This window comes from Actinoplanes sp. NPDC049118 (genome assembly GCF_040648555.1).
In the GTDB taxonomy this organism is placed as follows: domain Bacteria; phylum Actinomycetota; class Actinomycetes; order Mycobacteriales; family Micromonosporaceae; genus Actinoplanes.
The window spans coordinates 167,092-184,448 of sequence record NZ_JBEZDY010000010.1 but is presented as its reverse complement, the minus strand read 5'-3'; the positions used below and the strand labels follow the sequence as shown (position 1 = coordinate 184,448).

General features: G+C 74.1%; 13 protein-coding genes. 5 read left to right on the top strand and 8 right to left on the bottom strand.

Annotated features, from left to right (window positions below; translation table 11 throughout):
* Position 1: 1 nt before the first annotated feature.
* The 4 genes from AB0B58_RS17765 to AB0B58_RS17750 form a co-directional block, all read right to left on the bottom strand.
* Entirely contained in the window at positions 2 to 2,470 is a 2,469-nt protein-coding gene (locus AB0B58_RS17765; protein WP_360224792.1) for a caspase family protein, read from the bottom strand.
* Between the two features lie 52 nt (positions 2,471 to 2,522).
* Positions 2,523 to 2,906, bottom strand: a complete 384-nt coding sequence (locus tag AB0B58_RS17760) for a hypothetical protein (protein ID WP_360224535.1) — start codon at positions 2,904 to 2,906, stop codon at positions 2,523 to 2,525.
* Positions 2,907 to 2,964: 58 nt separating this feature from the next.
* Complete coding sequence (locus AB0B58_RS17755; protein WP_360224533.1) at positions 2,965 to 4,116, bottom strand: DUF2786 domain-containing protein; 1,152 nt, start codon at positions 4,114 to 4,116, stop codon at positions 2,965 to 2,967.
* Positions 4,117 to 4,177: 61 nt separating this feature from the next.
* The gene (locus AB0B58_RS17750) at positions 4,178 to 6,376 is read right to left on the bottom strand and encodes an MMPL family transporter (protein WP_360224531.1); all 2,199 of its coding nucleotides are present in this window, start codon (positions 6,374 to 6,376) and stop codon (positions 4,178 to 4,180) included.
* 262 nt (positions 6,377 to 6,638) lie between these two features.
* On the opposite strand from AB0B58_RS17750, the gene AB0B58_RS17745 reads away from it, so the two are divergent.
* The 5 genes from AB0B58_RS17745 to AB0B58_RS17725 all read left to right on the top strand — a co-directional run bounded on the left by AB0B58_RS17745 (position 6,639) and on the right by AB0B58_RS17725 (position 11,135).
* Complete coding sequence (locus AB0B58_RS17745) at positions 6,639 to 6,938, top strand: hypothetical protein (RefSeq protein WP_360224529.1); 300 nt, start codon at positions 6,639 to 6,641, stop codon at positions 6,936 to 6,938.
* A gap of 252 nt (positions 6,939 to 7,190) precedes the next feature.
* The gene (locus AB0B58_RS17740; protein ID WP_360224527.1) at positions 7,191 to 7,646 is read left to right on the top strand and encodes a response regulator transcription factor; all 456 of its coding nucleotides are present in this window, start codon (positions 7,191 to 7,193) and stop codon (positions 7,644 to 7,646) included.
* Between the two features lie 73 nt (positions 7,647 to 7,719).
* On the top strand, positions 7,720 to 9,096 hold the full coding sequence (locus tag AB0B58_RS17735; protein ID WP_360224525.1) for a glycoside hydrolase family 6 protein: 1,377 nt from the start codon (positions 7,720 to 7,722) through the stop codon (positions 9,094 to 9,096).
* On the top strand, positions 9,090 to 9,560 hold the full coding sequence (locus AB0B58_RS17730) for a hypothetical protein (RefSeq protein ID WP_360224523.1): 471 nt from the start codon (positions 9,090 to 9,092) through the stop codon (positions 9,558 to 9,560). Before AB0B58_RS17735 ends, AB0B58_RS17730 begins: the two co-directional genes overlap by 7 nt.
* A gap of 123 nt (positions 9,561 to 9,683) precedes the next feature.
* Positions 9,684 to 11,135: an ATP-binding protein gene (locus tag AB0B58_RS17725; RefSeq protein ID WP_360224521.1), complete on the top strand. Its 1,452-nt coding sequence runs from the start codon at positions 9,684 to 9,686 to the stop codon at positions 11,133 to 11,135.
* A 13-nt stretch (positions 11,136 to 11,148) separates the two neighbouring features.
* Here AB0B58_RS17725 and AB0B58_RS17720 read toward each other — a convergent pair whose 3' ends face one another.
* The 4 genes from AB0B58_RS17720 to AB0B58_RS17705 form a co-directional block, all read right to left on the bottom strand.
* Entirely contained in the window at positions 11,149 to 13,377 is a 2,229-nt protein-coding gene (locus AB0B58_RS17720) for a bifunctional diguanylate cyclase/phosphodiesterase (RefSeq protein ID WP_360224519.1), read from the bottom strand.
* 192 nt (positions 13,378 to 13,569) lie between these two features.
* Positions 13,570 to 15,201 (bottom strand): isovaleryl-CoA dehydrogenase, encoded by a 1,632-nt coding sequence (locus AB0B58_RS17715; protein ID WP_360224517.1) that lies wholly within the window; start codon positions 15,199 to 15,201, stop codon positions 13,570 to 13,572.
* Positions 15,202 to 15,227: 26 nt separating this feature from the next.
* Entirely contained in the window at positions 15,228 to 15,938 is a 711-nt protein-coding gene (locus tag AB0B58_RS17710; protein WP_360224515.1) for an alpha/beta hydrolase, read from the bottom strand.
* A gap of 130 nt (positions 15,939 to 16,068) precedes the next feature.
* Positions 16,069 to 17,316, bottom strand: a complete 1,248-nt coding sequence (locus AB0B58_RS17705; protein ID WP_360224513.1) for a helix-hairpin-helix domain-containing protein — start codon at positions 17,314 to 17,316, stop codon at positions 16,069 to 16,071.
* Between the last annotated feature and the right edge of the window lie 41 nt (positions 17,317 to 17,357).

Below are 17,357 nucleotides of genomic sequence, written 5' to 3'. Positions count from 1 at the left end.
GTCAGTCACCCTCCGTGTCCCAGACGGCGCGGAACATCCCGGTGAGTGCCGGCTGGAGGGAGCCCAGCCCGGCGTCGAAGCAGCGGCCGCCGCTGTCGGTTGCCAGCGCCTCGAGGGCGGCGTCGGCGCAGCTCACGTCGCCGACGGCGATGACGAAGATGCGCACGCCCGCGGTCTGCGCGGCCGACGGGCGCGGCTGCCCGCTGGTGTCCTTGCCGTCGGTGAGCACCACCAAGGTGCGCTGCGCGTCGCCGGTGGCGGCCCGCAGCGCGGCGGATCCGCGGCGGATGGCCTCGTAGAGCGGGGTGTCGCCGCCGGGCCGGACCCCGGCGGTGTACCGGCGTACCCGGCCGACCGGGTCGGCGCCCGCCGGGGCGATCGGCAGCATCTCCCGGGCGCCGCGGCCGCCGAAGGTGAGCAGGCCCAGCCCGTCGCGCCGGCCCAGCCGGGCCGCCGCCTGCTCGACCGCCGCCGCGGCGACCTCGAAGCGGGTCCGGTCCGGGTCGGCGGTCACCGTGTTCATCGAGCCCGACGCGTCCAGCGCGACCAGGAAGCGCCCGGGCCGGCGCGCGGCCGCGTAGAGCGCGGCGACGTCCCGGCGGATCAGCGCGGTCGGCTCGCCCCGCACCACGTGATTGAACGGCCAGCCGGTCAGCGCGCCGTACGCGGGCCCGACCGGCTCGGCGGCGTCCAGGGCGTACGGCCGCAGCCCGGAGCGCAGCAGCGCCTGCCGCCCCGGGATCTGCCGCAGCCAGCGCACGAACCAGGCCGCGTACGCCCGCGCGGTGCGGCTCTGCGACCCCCGCGGCCACGTCAAGGTCACGGCGACCTGGCTCACGGCCAGGGCCTCGGCCGGGTAGAAGGCGTCCAGCCGGTCGTCTTCGGCGGGCTTCGCGGCGCCGACGCACGGGCCGTCGGGCGGGTCGCCGCGATTGAAGCGCACCAGCTGCTGCTCGGTGAGGATCACGGCCGTGCCGCCCCGGATCCCGCGCTGGTGACACAGCAGGCCGGCCTCGTCGCCGACGGGGTATCCGCCGGCGTCCAGGGACCGTTCGAGGGGCTGCTCGACCTCCCGGGCCGCGGCCCGGTCGATCGTGCCGTCGTCGTAGAGCGCCGCGGTCGCCATCCGCGCGACCGCGGAGGTCGCGAAGTCGCCGCGTACGACGCCCTGCCGGCGGCCGGCCGCGGCGAAGAGCTCCGGCAGGGAGGCCACGGCGCGGCGCTGCGCCTCGTCACCCGGTACCCGTGCCCGCGCCGGCATGCCGAGCACGATCGGGGTGCGCGCGATCCGCTCCACCCGGTCGATGACGTCGCGCAGCGGCCCGTCGTCCGCGGGCACGTCGGCGGCGGCGGCCGGCAGCCAGACGTCCGGGTGCGGGCCGACGTCCCGAAGGTAGTTCCGGCCGTCGTCGCCCGCGCCCCAGCCGGACCGCAGTCCCTCGGCGAGGTCGCCGGCGGCGGCCGGGTAGACGTAGAGGTCCACCGCGTGGCAGCCGTGCTGCCGGCCGGCGACCCAGGCCTCGAACCCGGCGGCGACCTCCCGGGTCGGTCCCAGACCGCCCGGCGCGGCGGCCACCCGGACCTGGGCCGGCGTCGGGCACCCGCCGCCGGCGACGGCGCTGTCCGCCTGGGTGCCGCACCCGCAGAGCAGGCCGGCGACCGCCAGCAGCGGCACGAGCACGCGCCGCGGCAGCGGGCCGCGGCCCGCCACCTGGGGCGCGGCGGCCGGCGGCGGGCCGGTGACCGGGCGCGGCGGTGGCCGGTCACCGGCGCCGTGGGCGATCCGCAGGACACCCTGCATCCGGTGCGCGGAGTACGTCGGGCTCTGCCGGGGCCCGGCGGCGTCCCGCCGCATCCGTGCGGCGACGTACTGGTACAGCTCGTACGAGTCGATCTCGCCGTCGCGGTTCAGGTCGGCCCGGCCGGTCTCGAGGCCGTGCACGACGCAGCGGGTGAACAGCCCGGCGTCCGACTCGTACGCGCGCTCGATCGAGGTGGCGGCGGTGATCACCACTTCGCCGCGGTGGCGCCGGTCGTCCGAGTCGTCGGCGGTGTAGCCGGGCGGCTGGGCGGGCGCCGGTGGCTTCTCGGGTCCCAGGCCGGCGAGTACGCCGTCGTGCTGCACGAAGGCGCCCGCGTAGCAGCAGTCGAGCAGCACGACGATGCGGCGGGCCGGGCTGTCGCGGATCTCGGAGCTGATGTGGTCGGCCTTGAGCCCGGTGACCCAGAGCGAGTCGCGCATCGTGTCGTGGTTGACGAAGTACAGGTTGCCGTCGCTGTCGCGCTCGCCGTGCCCGGAGATGTGCAGCAGCAGCATGTCGTCCGGGTCGGCCTGGGAGAAGAACTCCCGGACCACCAGGCCGGCGGCGCGCACGGTGGCGTCCTGCAGGACGGTGACCTCGAAGTCCCCGATGCCCGGGTCGCGGAGAACCCGTTCCAGGTCCTCGGCGTCCCTGGCGGTGCCGGGCAGCGGGGCGAACGCCTTGCTCTGGTAGTTCTCCGTCGCGATGATCAGCGCACGTCTACGACTCAGGGTCGGTGACCTCCTCGATGAACGCCTCGATGAGCTTGTCGACCTGGGCGTCGCTGGCGTTCGTGAGGATCAGCTCGGCCTTCTCCGTCCGGAACTCGACCTGGCCGCGGCCCTGCCGGCGCCGCCAGTCCGCGAGGTAGGTGAGCACGGCGGTGATCACTTCCGGCTGGGCCACCAGGGACATGATCAGCGTTCCCACCGCGATCAGCTCGCCGCTGCGGGCACCGTCCGGCGCTCCGGGGCTGCGGTCCTGCGCCACGGAGACCACATCGTCCAGTTCGTGCAGCTCGTGCAGGAGTTTCTTCGCGGCCGTGTCGGAGGCGGTCTCGTCCTCGGCCACGACTGTGATTCGGGCCACGATTGTCTTGCTCACGGCCGTACCCTACACAGTGGAATCAAGATCTTGCAGATGGTGGTGCTGGACAGCACACCTAGCGCAGTGCCGCCTCGTCGGCCGCGGTGCGGCCGGAGTCCCAGCCCTCGCGGTTGGCCACCCGGAAGCCGCGGCCGCGCACCGTCGAGGGGAACGACCGGTCCCGGGCCTCGCGGACCCGGACATCGCGCGAGGCCAGCACGGGCAGCAGCGCGGCCGGGTCACCGATCTGCTCCAGCGCCGCCCGGCCGGCCTCGGCGAGCCGCTCGCCGATCCGGACCGCGTAGCCGACCAGGAACGACTGCCGGAAGGTCTTGAGCCGGGCGCGGCCGGCCTTGCCGCCGGGCGGCTCGGCGCGGGCCATGGCCCGGTGGGCCTGCACCAGCAGCGAGGTGTGCAGCAGGTCGACCGCGTCGATGTCGGCGTCGAAGCCGAAGACGGTGGCGAAGCCGAACTCGGGGGACCAGACGACGTGGCAGCGGTTGGCCCGGGCCACGGAGGTGAGCAGCGAGGCCTTCTCGCTCTCGTAGGGGTGGTCGACACCGATGCGCCGGGCGTACGGGACCACGGCCTCGCTGCCGGCGGTCAGCAGCGCCTCGTCGAGGCTGTGCCGCGAGATCAGTTCCTGCGCCTTGGCGGTGTAGGCCTCCGCCTCGGCCGGGAACGTGGTGGCCTCGGCCTTGGCCAGCAGCGCGCGCACCCGCTCGAGCTTCGCGTCGTTGCCGGGCGCCCGGCGGGCCGGTGTCGCCTGGCCGGGCGGCGGGACCAGCGTCTCGATCGGGGGCAGCCCGGCCAGCAGGCTCAGCAGCGACAGCAGGGCGTCGATCAGCGTGACCCGGTCGACCCGGCGCCGGGCGGCGACCTCCCGCAGGTAGCCGGCGTCGTCGCCCCACCACGGCCGGGCCTCCAGCTCGCCGGCCTGGTCGCGCCAGCGCACGTCGACCGTCTTCGGCGGGAAGCCGCGCAGGTACGCCGCGACGGCGTCCGTGATCAGGTGCGGCTGGACGCCGGTGCCGCGCCGGGCGACGACCCGGTGCAGCTCGGCGGGCTGCCAGCCGCCGCGCCACAGCCGGGCGGTGGCGTCGAACAGGGCGGCGGCGAGGGCCGGATCGACCTCGGCGGCCGGGGCGACGGCGAGGGTGTCGAGGCCGTCCTCGTACCCCAGCCGCCCGCCGACGACCGCGCCGATCGTCTCCCGCACCGATTTCACGCAGTAATGATGCCTGGTGGCGTGCCACCCGCCCACGTGGGTGAGTCGCACGCCACCCGTATCACCGGCCGGCGGTCACCAGGTCCGCGGGACGGTGTTCGGGCTCGGCCGGCACCTCGCGCAGCTTGTCGCCCTCGACGTCGATGTCCGGCAGCACCCGGTCCAGCCAGCGCGGCAGCCACCACGCCCGGCGCCCCAGCAGGGTCATCACCGCGGGCACGATTGTCATCCGGACCACGAACGCGTCGAAGAGGATCGCCGCGGCCAGCGCGAAGCCGATGGACTTCACCAGCGACTCGGGGGAGAGGATGAAGCCGGCGAAGACGCTGACCATGATGATCGCGGCGGCCGTCACCACCCGGGCGCCGTGCGCGAAGCCGGAGACGACGGCCTGGGTCGGCGCGGCGCCGTGCACGTGCTCCTCGCGCATCCGGCTGACCAGGAACACCTCGTAGTCCATCGCCAGGCCGAAGACGATGCCGATCAGGAAGACCGGCAGCATGCTGATGATCGGGCCGGCCTGGTCGGTGCCGAGCACCGAGCCGAACCAGCCCCACTGGAAGACCGCGACGACCGCGCCGAAGGTGGCCACCACCGAGAGCAGGAAGCCGGCGATCGCCTTCAGCGGCACCAGCAGCGACCGGAACAGGAGCGTCAGCAGCAGGAACGCCAGCACCACGATCACCGTCAGGTACGGCAGCAGGGCCGAGCCCATCCGGTCGGACATGTCGATGTTGACGGCCGTGGTGCCGGTTACCGACAGGCCCGCCCCGGTCCGGTCCCGCACCGTCTCGTCGATGTCCCGGATGGCGTGCACCAGGGCCTCGGTCTCCGCGCTGTCCGGCGCGCTGGCCGGGATGACCTGCAGGATCGCGGTGTTCCCGGCCGGGTTGAGGCTCGGCGGGCTGACCGTGACGACGCCGGGCAGGCCCTGGATGGCGGCGCGGGCCTCGGCCGCGGCGTTACCCGGGTCCCGGCTGGCGGCGGCGTCGACCACGACGGTCAGCGGGCCGTTGAAGCCGGCCCCGAACCCGCCGGTCAGCATGTCGTAGGCCTTGCGCTGGGTGGACTCGGGGCTCGCCATGTTGTCGCCGGGCAGGCCGAGCCGCATGTCGAGGCCGGGGATCGCGAGGACCAGCAGGCCGGCGACGGAGGCGACCAGGACGGCCACCGGGCGCCCGGTCACGAAGCGGGCCCAGCGCAGGCCGGCGGCCGGCCCGGCGGAGGAGACCGCGGCCTCCGGGTCGCGGCCGCGACGGCCCAGGATCCGCAGGCCGGCGAAGCCCAGCAGCGCGGGCAGCAGGGTCAGCGCGATCAGCACGGCGACGACGACGGCGAAGGCCGCCGCGAGCCCCATCTCGGTCAGCACCGGGATGTTCACCACGGCCAGCGCCGACAGGGCGATGACCACGGTCAGGCCGGCGAAGGTGACCGCGGACCCGGCGGTACCGACCGCACGGGCGACGGCCTCCTCGCGCGGCCGGCCCAGGGTCAGCTCGTGCCGGTACCGGGAGACGATGAAGAGCGCGTAGTCGATGGCCACGGCGATGCCGAGCATCAGCGCCAGCGTGGAGGTGCTGCTGCCGAGGTCGACGAAGCCTGAGGCGATCTGGATGCCCAGCATCGCGGCGGCGACGCCGAGGATCGCGGTCAGCAGCGGCAGCCCGGCGGCGACCAGCGAGCCGAACGTCACCACCAGCACGACCGCGGCGACCAGGATGCCGAGCACCTCGGAGTTGCCCGGGCCGCCCTGCTCCTGCATGGCGTCGCCACCCATCTCCACGGCCAGCCCGGCGGCCCGGCCGGCCTCGGCGGCCTCGGTCAGCGCCTCGCGGCCGGCCTCGGTCAGCGCTGTCGCCGGTACCGCGAAGGTGACCTGGGCGTACGCGACGGTGCCGGCCGGGTTGACGGCGCCCCGCAGCGGATCGGTGACCGCCGCGACGTCGGCGACGCTCCGCAGCCGCGCGACGGTCTGCGCGATCGCGGCCCGGTTGGCGTCGTCGGTGAGCTTCTCACCGGCCGGTGCGGCGAACACGACGCGTGCCTGTGCGCCGTCGGCGGCGGCGCCGGGGAACCGCTCGCCGAGCAGGTCCATCGCCTCCTGGGCCTCCGTGCCCGGTATGGAGAACTCGTCGGAGGTCGGCCCCGAGAGGGTGGCCGCGCCGACGCCGAGCAGGGCCAGCGTGGCGAGCCAGAGCGCGAGGACGAGTCTGCGCCTACGGAAGCTGAACCGGCCGAGCCGGTACAGGTAGGTGGCCATCGGAACTCCAGGGTCGGGCGGCTGTGACCCTTGAACGATCACCGAAATCGCGCTCCGGCGCGTCGTCCCGGCGCAGTCATCCGCATACCATCGGCGTGGTATCTCCGGCGGCGCCGGCTACTGCGACGGGACGACGACGCGGTGCCGGGCCGCCCCGTACGGTCGCCGTGATGGGCGAGACCGGCGTCATCAGGATCAGGCGGTTGCGGGCGGCCGCGCGGCACCCGCCCTGGCCGCGTCCTGTGTGGTCTATGCCGCCGCGGTGGCAGTACCGGCGCAGACGTGGTGGCGCCCGGAGGTGCTGGGCGTCTTCGCCTGGATCTTCATGGCCGCGGCGGCGGGCGACGCCGCGCGGACACACCGGGCCCACGTCGCCGAGGTCGAGGAGCGGGCCCGCCGGGCCGAGCAGACCCGCGAGGAGGAAGCCTGGCCCGGCTTCCCCAGCTGCTCGGCGCGCTGCGGGCGGCGGGTTTCCGGGTACGCCACCGGCAGTGCGGAGAGGCGCACGAGCTGCCGGCGCTGGCCGACCTGGCCGGCTACCGGATCGTGCAGGAGGCGCTGACCAACGCACACCGGTACGGCGAGGGCCGCGCCGACCTCTTGATCGAGTAAGCACCCGGCGGCGTCGTCCTCGAGGTGACGAACGAGGTCCGCGACCCCGGTGCGGCCGACGGCGCCGGCTACGGCCTGATCGGCATGCGGGAGCGGGCCGCCGCGGCCGGCGGCACCGTGACGGCCGGACCCGTCGGCGACGGCCGGTTCCGGTGCACGCCGTGCTGCCGGTCGGTGACGCGGGTACCGGGTGCTGTGCCCGGTGACCATCCGCGTCCTGCTGGCCGACGACCAGACCCTGATCCGGGCCGGCTTCAAGATGATCATCGACTCGGAGCCGGGGTTCGAGGTGGTCGGCGAGGCCGTCGACGGCCGGGAGGCGGTCGACCTGGCCCGCACGGCCCGCGCCGACGTGATCCTGATGGACATCCGGATGCCGGGCATGGACGGGCTGGAGGCCACCCGCCGCATCGGCGCCGACGAGCGCCTCGCCGGGGTGCGCGTCCTGGTGCTCACCACCTTCGAGAACGACGACGACGACATCGCCGGGTGGCTGCACCTCTCGCCGCTGACCGCGAAGACGCATGTGAACCGGGCGATGACGAAGCTCGACGTGCGGGACCGGGCGCAGCTGGTGGTGCTGGCGTACCGGAGCGGCCTGGTCCGCCCGGGCGAGGGATTGCCGGGGCGTGACAGTCCCGTGAACCCGCGGCCTTGAGATTTCACCCTTGTTACAACTACCGTGGTCGATGCATGGGAGCGCTCCCACGCCCATCCCCAGGAGTTGTCGAATGCGCTTGAGAAACCTCGCCGATGCCCTTGCCGCAACCACGGCCGCCGCCGGCGTCGTGGCCGCGGCCGTGCTCTGGCCCGGATCCGCCTCCGCCGCCGAGTCGCCCTACTACACGGACCCGCAGACCAGCGCCGCCAGGTGGGTCGCCGCCAATCCCGGCGACTCCCGCGCCGCGGTGATCCGCGACCGGATCGCCGCCGTCCCGCAGGGACGCTGGTTCACCCAGAACAACCCCGCAACGGTCGCCGCCGAGGTGGACGCGTTCGTCGGCGCGGCCGCCGCGGCCGGCAAGACGCCCATCATGGTCGTCTACAACATCCCCAACCGTGACTGCAGCGGCGCGAGCTCCGGCGGACTGGCGAACCACACCGCGTACCGGCAGTGGGTCGATCAGGTCGCCGCCGGGCTCAAGGGCCGGTCCGCGGCGATCGTCCTCGAGCCGGACGTGCTCCCGCTGATGACCAACTGCCTCACCCCGGCGCAGCAGGAGGAGGTCTACGCCTCCATGGCGTACGCGGGCAAGAGGTTCAAGGCCGCGTCGAGCGCCGCTCGCGTCTACTTCGACGCCGGGCACTCGGCCTGGCTGTCGCCCTCGGACATGGCGGCGCGGCTGGTGCGGGCCGACATCGCGAACAGCGCGGACGGCATCTCCGTGAACGTCTCCAACTACCGCACCAACGCGGAGTCGATCCCGTACGTCAAGAACGTCATCGCCGCCACCGGCGACTCCAGCCTCAAGGGCGTCATCGACACCAGCCGCAACGGCAACGGCCCGGCGGGCAGCGAGTGGTGTGACCCGGCCGGACGCGCGATCGGCATTCCCAGCACCAACGCGGTCGCCGATCCGATCCTGGACGCGTACCTGTGGATCAAGCTGCCCGGCGAGGCCGACGGCTGCATCGCCGGCGCCGGCCAGTTCGTGCCGCAGCGCGCCTACGACCTGGCGATCGCGGCGGGCCCGGTGACGACGCCGCCGACGACCGCACCCACGACCCCGCCCACGACCCCGCCCACGACGCCGCCCACGACCCCGCCCACGACGCCGCCCACGACCCCGCCCGCCGGTGGCGCCTGCTCGGTCGCGTACACGGCCAACGCCTGGTCGAACGGCTTCACCGCCGACGTCCGGATCACCAACAACGGCCCGGCGCTCACCGCGTGGACGCTCACGTTCACGGTCCCGGCCAACGTCACCCTGGCGAGCGGCTGGAGCGGCGTGTGGTCGCAGTCCGGCACCAGGATCACCGTCCGCAACGCGGCGTGGAACGGCAGCCTCGGCACCGGCGCGAGCACCGGCACGGGCTTCCAGGCGAGCTTCACCGGAGCCGCGCCCGCGAACCCGACCGGGTACGCGCTGAACGGCGTCCCGTGCTGATCAGGCTCGCGGCGGCCGGTGCCCTGCTGGTGGGCGCCGTGCTCGTCGCCGCGTACGTCACCGCCGTCGCGCTGCGCGACGCCAACGACGGCAACCGGGACCTGCGCCTCGGCGGCCAGAACGGCGCCCTGCAATGGAACCGGGCCTCGGACGACGCGACCCTGCCCGAGCAGAGCCCGGCCGGCGTGGCGCTGTCGGCCCCGCTGCCGGTCGGCTCCTGGAACCGCGTGGAATTCAAGATCGACGGCCGCGACGGGACGATGGAGACCTGGCTGAACGGGACCTCCGTGCCGGGCCTGCTCGAGGACGGCGTACCCACGCACGACATCGACGGCCAGTGGCTGAACCGGACCTGGCGGCCCGCCCTCACCGATCTGCGGCTGGGCTGGGAGAGCTACGGCGAGGGCGCTGACACGCTCTGGTACGACGACGTCGCGGTGGGAACCACGCGCGCCGGCTGCTGATTCGGCGGTCGGTGCCGGGCGGCGGCGCGGAGGCAGCAGCCGCGCCGCCGCCTCCGGCCTTCGGCGGGCGGAGGGTCAGGACGTCGCTGCGGCGTGTCACTCTTGGTCCGGGAGGGGGCCATCATGTCCTTCGAGTTCGCGGGCGCCACGGTCGAGATCGTCGACGCCGCCACCATCCTCGCCGCCGCTCGGGTCAACCCGGTCGAGCTGCTGCGCCGGGCCGGGTTCCCGGCGCCGGTCAGCGGCGCCGAGCTGACCGTGACCAGCGCCGACACCGGCTCCGGGCCGGTGCACGTCTTCGTCGCGGAGATCCGCGCCGACGGCGACGACGGGCCGAGCAAGGAGCGCATCCGAGCGGTCGTGCTCGGCAACGTCCCGGTCGGCCCGCTGCTCGCTAAGCGGATCGCCGCCGGCGACGTGGTCACCACCCGGATCGTGGACGGGGTGGGCGCGGCCGCCGTCGCCGCGTACAAGCGGCTCGGTCTTGATCGTCCGTCCGAGCCCGCCGCCGAGCGTGAGCCGGGCGCGGTCCTGGCCGACGCCGCCGCCGGGATACAGGCGACGGTCGGCTACGACCGCGACGGCGTGGTGCGGCTGCGCGCGGAGATCGCCCGCGACGAGGTGCGGCCCGAGCACCTGGAGGCGATGGTCAGGCTGCTGCTGCAGGCCGTGGTCGAGCTGCTCGGCCCGGAGGCCGGTGAGCGGCCGCTGGCCGGCCGGCGCTACGTGGTCAGCCGGGAGACCGTCCCCCGGGTCGCGACGACCACCCGGACGGTCACCCTCGACCACGTCGGCGGGCTGGCGGACCTGGTCGCGGAGCTGCGGCAGATCGCGGTGTCGTTCCGGCACCCGGAGGCGATGGCCCGGTGGGGCGCGCGCCGGCCGCAGGGCATTCTGATGTACGGCCCGCCGGGCACGGGCAAGACCATGCTGTCGCGCGCGCTCGCCAACGAGATCGGCGCCGACTTCCGGGAGATCCGCACGCCGGAGATCCTCGACAAGTGGCTGGGCGGCTCGGAGCGCAACATCAAGCAGATCTTCCGCGAGGCCCGGCGCTACCGGACGCCGACGCTGATCCTCTTCGACGAGTTCGACTCGATCATCAGCTATGCCGGCTCGGGCGGCGACGCGGCCAGCCAGGCGATCAACGCCGTGGCGGGCATCTTCAAGCAGGAGATGAATGACCTGATCGAGGCGAACCCGAACGTCATCGTGGTGGCGACGACGAACTTCCCGCACCGGGTCGACGACTCGCTGATCCGCTCGGGTCGCTTCGACGTCAAGATCTCGGTGCCGAAGCCGGACGAGGTGAGCCGGGCGGAGATCTTCCGCAAGATGATCGCGCAGCTCGTCGCGGTGTACGAGGAGCCGGGCTTCAGGATGTTCGCGGACGGGATCGACGTGGCCGAGCTGGGCCGGCTGAGCCACGGCATGACCGGCGCGGACATCAAGGAGGCGCTGCGCCGGGTGCAGCTGGCCAAGGCGATGCAGGACGCCCGCACCGGCGGGATGGTCGAGCCGATCGGCCAGGAGGACCTCAGGGCGAGCGTCGCCGAGCTGCTGGGCCAGCGCTGAGGTCCGCCGGCCCTCAGCGGGCGGCGCTGACCGAGTTCAGGGTGAAGTCCGGTGTCGCGGACGGCTTGCCGAAGTGGTATCCCTGCGCCAGCCGGTAGCCGAGGCGGTGCAGCTCGGCGGCCTGCTCGGCGGTCTCGACGCCCTCGGCGATGGCCGTCAGGCCGAGGCCGGTGCTGACCTGGATCAGGGCGGTGGCGATGACGGCGTGCCGGCCGGCCATGGTGATGTTGTCGACGAACGACTTGTCCACCTTGAGGACGTCGACCGGCACGGTCTGCAGCAGGCCGAGCGACGAGTGGCCGGTGCCGAAGTCGTCGAGCGCGATCGAGACGCCGAGGTCGTTCAGTTCGTTGAGCGCCTGCACCGCGTGGCTGCCGCCGAAGACCGCAGTCTCGGTCACCTCGAGGGTGAGCCGGTCGGCCGCGAGCCCGGTCTCCGCGAGCGTCGCCGCGACGACCCGCGAGAAGCCGGGCTGCGCGAGCTGGCGGGCCGAGACGTTCACGCTCATCTTGTACGGCGCCTGCCCGCCCAGCTCGGAGTGCCAGGCGACGGCCTGCTCGCACGCCGTCCGCAGGATCCACTCGCCGAGCTCGACGATGAGCCCGTTGCGCTCGGCCGCCGGGATGAACTGGTCCGGCGGGACGAACCCGCGGACGGGGTGCGCCCAGCGGATCAGGGCCTCCACGCCCCGGACCCGGCCGTGCGGCAGGTCGACGATCGGCTGGTAGACCATCCGGAACTGGCCGGAGTCGAGGGCCACGCGCAGCTCCGCGCCGATGCGCGCCTGCTCGTCGGCCTCCTCGTCGAGATCCTCCGCGTAGCGGCAGTAGCCGTTGCCGGACTCCTTCGCCACGTACATCGCCACGTCGGCGCGGCGCAGCACCTCGAACGGGTTGGTGGTGCCGGTGCCGTCGGTGACCCCGATGCTGGCGTTGACCAGCAGCTCGTGATCCTCCACCCGGATCGGGGTGCGCAGCGTCTCGGACAGCCGGGCCACGGTGAGGTCGGCCGCCGAGTCCGTCGCCCCGGGCATCATGATCGCGAACTCGTCGCCGCCCATGCGCGCCACGAGCGCGTCCTCCTGCATGGCCGCGACCAGGCGGCCGGCGAGGACCGTGAGGAGCTGGTCGCCGACGGCGTGGCCGAGCCGGTCGTTGACGCCCTTGAAGTCGTCCAGGTCGAGCAGCGCGACCTGCACCGGCCCCGCACCAAGCGCCTCGCGCAGCGCCTGCTCCAGGCGCCGCCGGTTGGCGAGGCCGGTCAGGTCGTCCTCCATCGCGAGGTCCTCGAGCTGGTCCGCCTGCCGCTGGACCTGGGCGACGAAACCGCTCATCCGGAACACGACGAGCAGGAAGAGCACGACGGCGGCGGCCGCGATCGCCAGGCGGTCGATGTTGTCGCCGCCGATGCCGGGCACGAACAGCAGCGCGGGCGCCAGCAGCGAACTGACGGCCAGCGTGGCCAGGCGCGACCGGCCGACCCGGGAGTTGCCCGGCCGTTGCTGTGGTGTGCCGGCCGACCGCATCGACGGGTGCAGGGCGGCGGCGCCCCACGCCACGTACGAGAGCAGGAAGAAGGCGTTGAGCAGGCTGCTGTCGTCGTTCTCGGAATAGAGCGAGACGAGGGAGTAGCCCACGTCGCCGACGAGCAGGAGCACGCCGGCCAGGCCCAGCAGGTGCGCGCTCGCCGTGCGCCGCTCGGCGGAGGTGTACAGGCGGGCCAGCAGCGCCAGCAGGAGGACGTCGACCGCGGGATAGGCCACGCTGATGCCGCGCTCGAGCGCCGAGGCGGTCGAGTCGGCGGCGACCGGATGCATGACGAAGACCCAGAACACCAGGCCGAGCCCGGTGCCGATGACGGCAGCGTCGACCAGGCCGGCGAGATCCCGGCCGGTGCGCCCCCGCACCAGCAGGAGCAGGCCGACCACGAGCATCGGGTACGCGGCCAGGTAGAAGACGTCGGCGAACGAAGGGTACGGCTCCTCGTGGCGCACGAAGACGTAGTATTCCCAGGTCAGGTCCCCAAGGACCCAGGTGAGCTGTCCGGCGGCGAACCAGTACCACAGGGCCGGGCGCTCGGGACGGTGCAGCCGTACCCCGATCAGGATCGCGAGGCTCGCGGCGAGCCCGACCACGTTGTAGACGAGGTTTGAGGCGAGGCTGTCGGCCGGGAGCAGGAAGTAGCCGCCGGTCAGGGCCGCCCCCGCCACCAGCCAGATCCACCAGAGTCTGTTCTGCCGCACAAAATGCCATCGACCGTCGATGGGTTCAGCTGAGTCTTCCATGGCTCAGGCGACACCGGTCACGTCGGCACCGGGCAGGCGGGGCGCCGCGACGCGCAGCGGCGTACCCGCCGCTGTCCACGCCGCGAGCGCCCGGCCGACCCGAAAGTTCCACACGACTGGCAATCGGCGGTGACCCACGTCACCTGAGGGTTACACCGGCATCGCCCGTTCCACGATCGCCGCGGTGTCCGCGCCGCGGGGCAGCGTGCCGAAGGTGTGCCCCCAGTCGCCGCCGAGCCGGCTCGCGCAGAACGCGTCCGCCACCGCACCGGGTGCGTGCCGGACCAGCAGCGAGCCCTGCAGCACCAGGGCCATCCGCTCCACGATGCGGCGGGCGTCGGACTCCAGGTCGTCGCCGTCGCCGAGCAGCGCGGTCAGCCGCGCCGCGGCCGTGTCCAGGCGCTCGTCCGCGCCGGCGGCGGCGGCCACCTCGGCCCGGAACGCCTCCAGGCTGTCGGGGTCGCGGCGCATCGCGCGCAGCACGTCGAGGGCCTGCACGTTGCCGGAGCCCTCCCAGATCGAGTTCAGCGGTGCGTCGCGGTAGAGCCGCGGCAGGCCAGACTCCTCCACGTAGCCGTTGCCACCCAGGCACTCCAGGGCCTCACCGACCACGGCCGGCTGACGCTTACACACCCAGAACTTGGCGACCGGGACGGCCAGGCGGCTGAACGCGCGTTCCTGGGTGTCGCCGCGTACTCCTCGGTCGACGGCGCCGGCGAGGCGCAGCGCGAGCGCCGTCGCCGCCTCGGACTCCACGGCCAGGTCGGCCAGGACGTTGCGCATCAGCGGCTTGCCGATCAGCGGGCCGCCGAAGGCGGACCTGTGCCGGGCGTGATGCACCGCCTGGACCAGCGCGGCGCGCATCCCGGAGGCCGACCCGGTCACGCAGTCCAGCCGGGTCATCGCGACCATCTCGATGATGGTCCGCACGCCCTTGCCCTCGTCGCCGACCAGCCAGCCGACGGTGTCGTCGAACTCCGGCTCGCTGCTGGCGTTGCTGCGGTTGCCGAGCTTGTCCTTGAGCCGCTGGATGCGGAACGGGTTGCGCTCGCCGCCGGGCAGCACCCTCGGCACCAGGAAGCAGGAGAGCCCGGACGGCGCCTGCGCCAGCACCAGGAACAGGTCGCACATCGGCGCGCTGGTGAACCACTTGTGTCCGCGCAGCCGGTAGGTGCCGTCCCCGGCCGGCGTGGCGGTGGTCGAGTTGGCCCGGACGTCGGAGCCGCCCTGCTTCTCCGTCATGCCCATGCCGGCCAGCAGGCCGCGCTTGGTCGCGGGTGTGCGCAGGCCGGGGTCGTAGGCGCGGGCGGTCAGCAGCGGCTCGTAGACGGCGGCCAGCTCCGGCGCGTTGCGCAGGGCCGGCACGACCGCGTACGTCATCGAGACCGGGCAGGAGTGGCCGGCCTCGACCTGGCTCCAGGTGAACAGCCCGGCGGCGCGGGCGACGTGCGCGCCGGTCCGCCGGTCCGCCCAGGGGGCCCCGGCGAGGCCCTCGCACACCGCGACCTCCATGAGCCGGTGCCAGGCCGGATGGAACTCGACCTCGTCGACGCGGTGGCCGTAGCGGTCGTGGGTGAGCAGGCGCGGCTCGTGCCGGTTGGCCTCCTCGGCCCAGCGTTGCGGCTCGGCCTCCCCGCCCAGCTTGCCGAGGCGGTGCAGGTCGTCGACCGCCCAGCCGGCGCCCTCGCGGGCGACCCCCTCGAGCAGGGCGGCGTCGGCGGCGATGTCGTGGCCGGCCAGCGGGGGTGGCTGGTTCACGACCTCATGGGTAACGGGAGACATGCTCACAATCTAGGGCCGCGAGGGCCTCATGACGAGGGCGGGGACCAGGTCGCGGCCATCGCGGCGATGCGCTCGGCGACCCCGTCCGGGTCGACGACCTGATGCAGGTGCCGGCCGGGCATCCGCTCGACGGCCCACCCCCGCGCGGCGGCCTCATTCGCCACCTCCTCGTACGGCGGACCGAACAGCAGGTAGCCGCACGGCTGCCCGTCCCATCCCTCGGGCACCGGGATCTGCTGCTCGTAGTAGCTCAGCGGCAGCCGCGGCTGCTCGGCCTCGACGGCCTCGCGGGTCGCGACGTCCGGGAACATCGGGGCGACCTCGGCCTCGTCGTACCAGCTCGTCCACGGCGGCAGGACGCCGTCCTCGGCCTTCTCCCGCAGGAACTCCCGCTGCCCGGGCCCGGACACCGGGGTGGATCCCCGCCGCGCGGGCAGCGCCGCGTCGACGAAGAGGCACCCGGCGACCGGCCTGGTCAGCGCGGCGACGATGACGGGAACGAAGAGCCCGGCATTGCTGTGCGCGACCAGCACGACCGGCCGTCCCGCGGCGAGCGCGGCGACCCGCTCACCGACCAGGTCGGTGACCCGCGGCCAGAACGGCGGGGCGGACCGGGCGACGTCGAGCAGCGAGGGCACCACTGCGGTGGCGCCGCGCGCGGTGAGCCGCCCGGCGACCGGCGCCCACGTGCCGGGGCCGACCGATGGGCTGTGCACGAGAACGAAGGCGGCGTCCATGATGCACACGGTCCCGGAAACGGCCGGTCGTCGCCAGCGACACACGTGACGCCGTGAGCGAACACGTCGTGCGGGCGCGACGAAGCCCGGCACCCATGTGCGGGGCCGGGCTTCGTCGCGTGCGGATGGGTCAGCTGTCCTGGAGGTTCCGGTCGGCGAGCGAACGCGCCCGCTGCGGCCAGGTCGGCAGGCTCGCCGACGCGCGCATCCCGGCCGCCGAGATAGCGGCACGGAGTGCGGCCTCGTCGGCCGCGGCGAGCTGGGCGAACGTGGTGATGCCGGCGGTACGCAGCGCGCCGGCCATCTTCGGGCCGATGCCCTCGATGCGGGTGAGGTCGTCCGGGGTCGCCGTCTCGGCGGCCTCGGGCGCCCGCTGCGCCGGCACCGTCTCCGTCCGCGTCTCGACCGGCGCGTCGGCGACCGGCGCGGGGATCGGGAGCTCGGGGGCGGCCGCTGCGACGGGCGCCGGTTCCACGGCGGGCTCGGCCTCCGGCTCGGGCTCGGGCACGGTCTCGACGATGGCTGCCGGTGCAGCGGCGGCGGGCTCGGTCTCGGGCTCTACGACGGCTGCGGGTTCCGCGGCGGCGGGCTCGGCCTCGGGCTCGGGCTCCACGACGGCCGCTGGCTCCGCGGCGGGCTCGGCCTCCACGACGGCGGGCGCGGCCGCGCTGCCGGCGAAGCCGTTCTGGGCGCCGGTGGCGAGCAGGCGGGCCTGCTCCGGCCACGTCGCCAGGCCCGGGGCGGCGCGCAGGCCGGCCGACTTGATCGTGGAGCGCAGGCGCTCGACGTCCGTGTCGGCGAGCTCGCGGAAGGTGGTGATGCCGGCGGCGGCCAGGGCGGTCGCGATCTTCGGGCCGATGCCCTCGATGCGGACCAGCTTGTCGGGGGCCGTGACCTGCTCGGCCACGGGCTCGGGCTCGGCAGCCACGACCGGCTCGGGCTCCACGACCGGCTCGGGCTCGGGCGTGGTCTCCACGACGGGCTCGGGCGTGGTCTCCACGACGGGCTCGGGCTCCACGACGGGCTCGGGCTTGGTCTCCGCGACGGGCTCAGGCTCCACGACAGGCGCGGGTTCTGCGACGGGCTCGGGCTTGGTCTCCGCGACGGGCTCAGGCACCGCGACCGGCGCGGGCTCCGTGCTGGCCACGGGCTCGGCGACGGGCTCGGGCTTGGCGTCCGCGACAGGCTTGGCGTCCGCGACGGGCTCGGCGACCGGCTCGGCCTCGGAAGTCGTCGCGGCGACCGGCTCGCCGGTCGACGGCGCGCCGGCGGCGGGCGACTGGGCGGAGCGCCTGGCGGCGAGGATGCGACCCCGGACCAGCCAGCCCACGAACAGGCACACGAGCAGTGCGGCAACTATGGAAAGGAGCGATGCCACGGCATGCCTCCGAAGACAGGGATCGAGATGTAGCGCGCAGC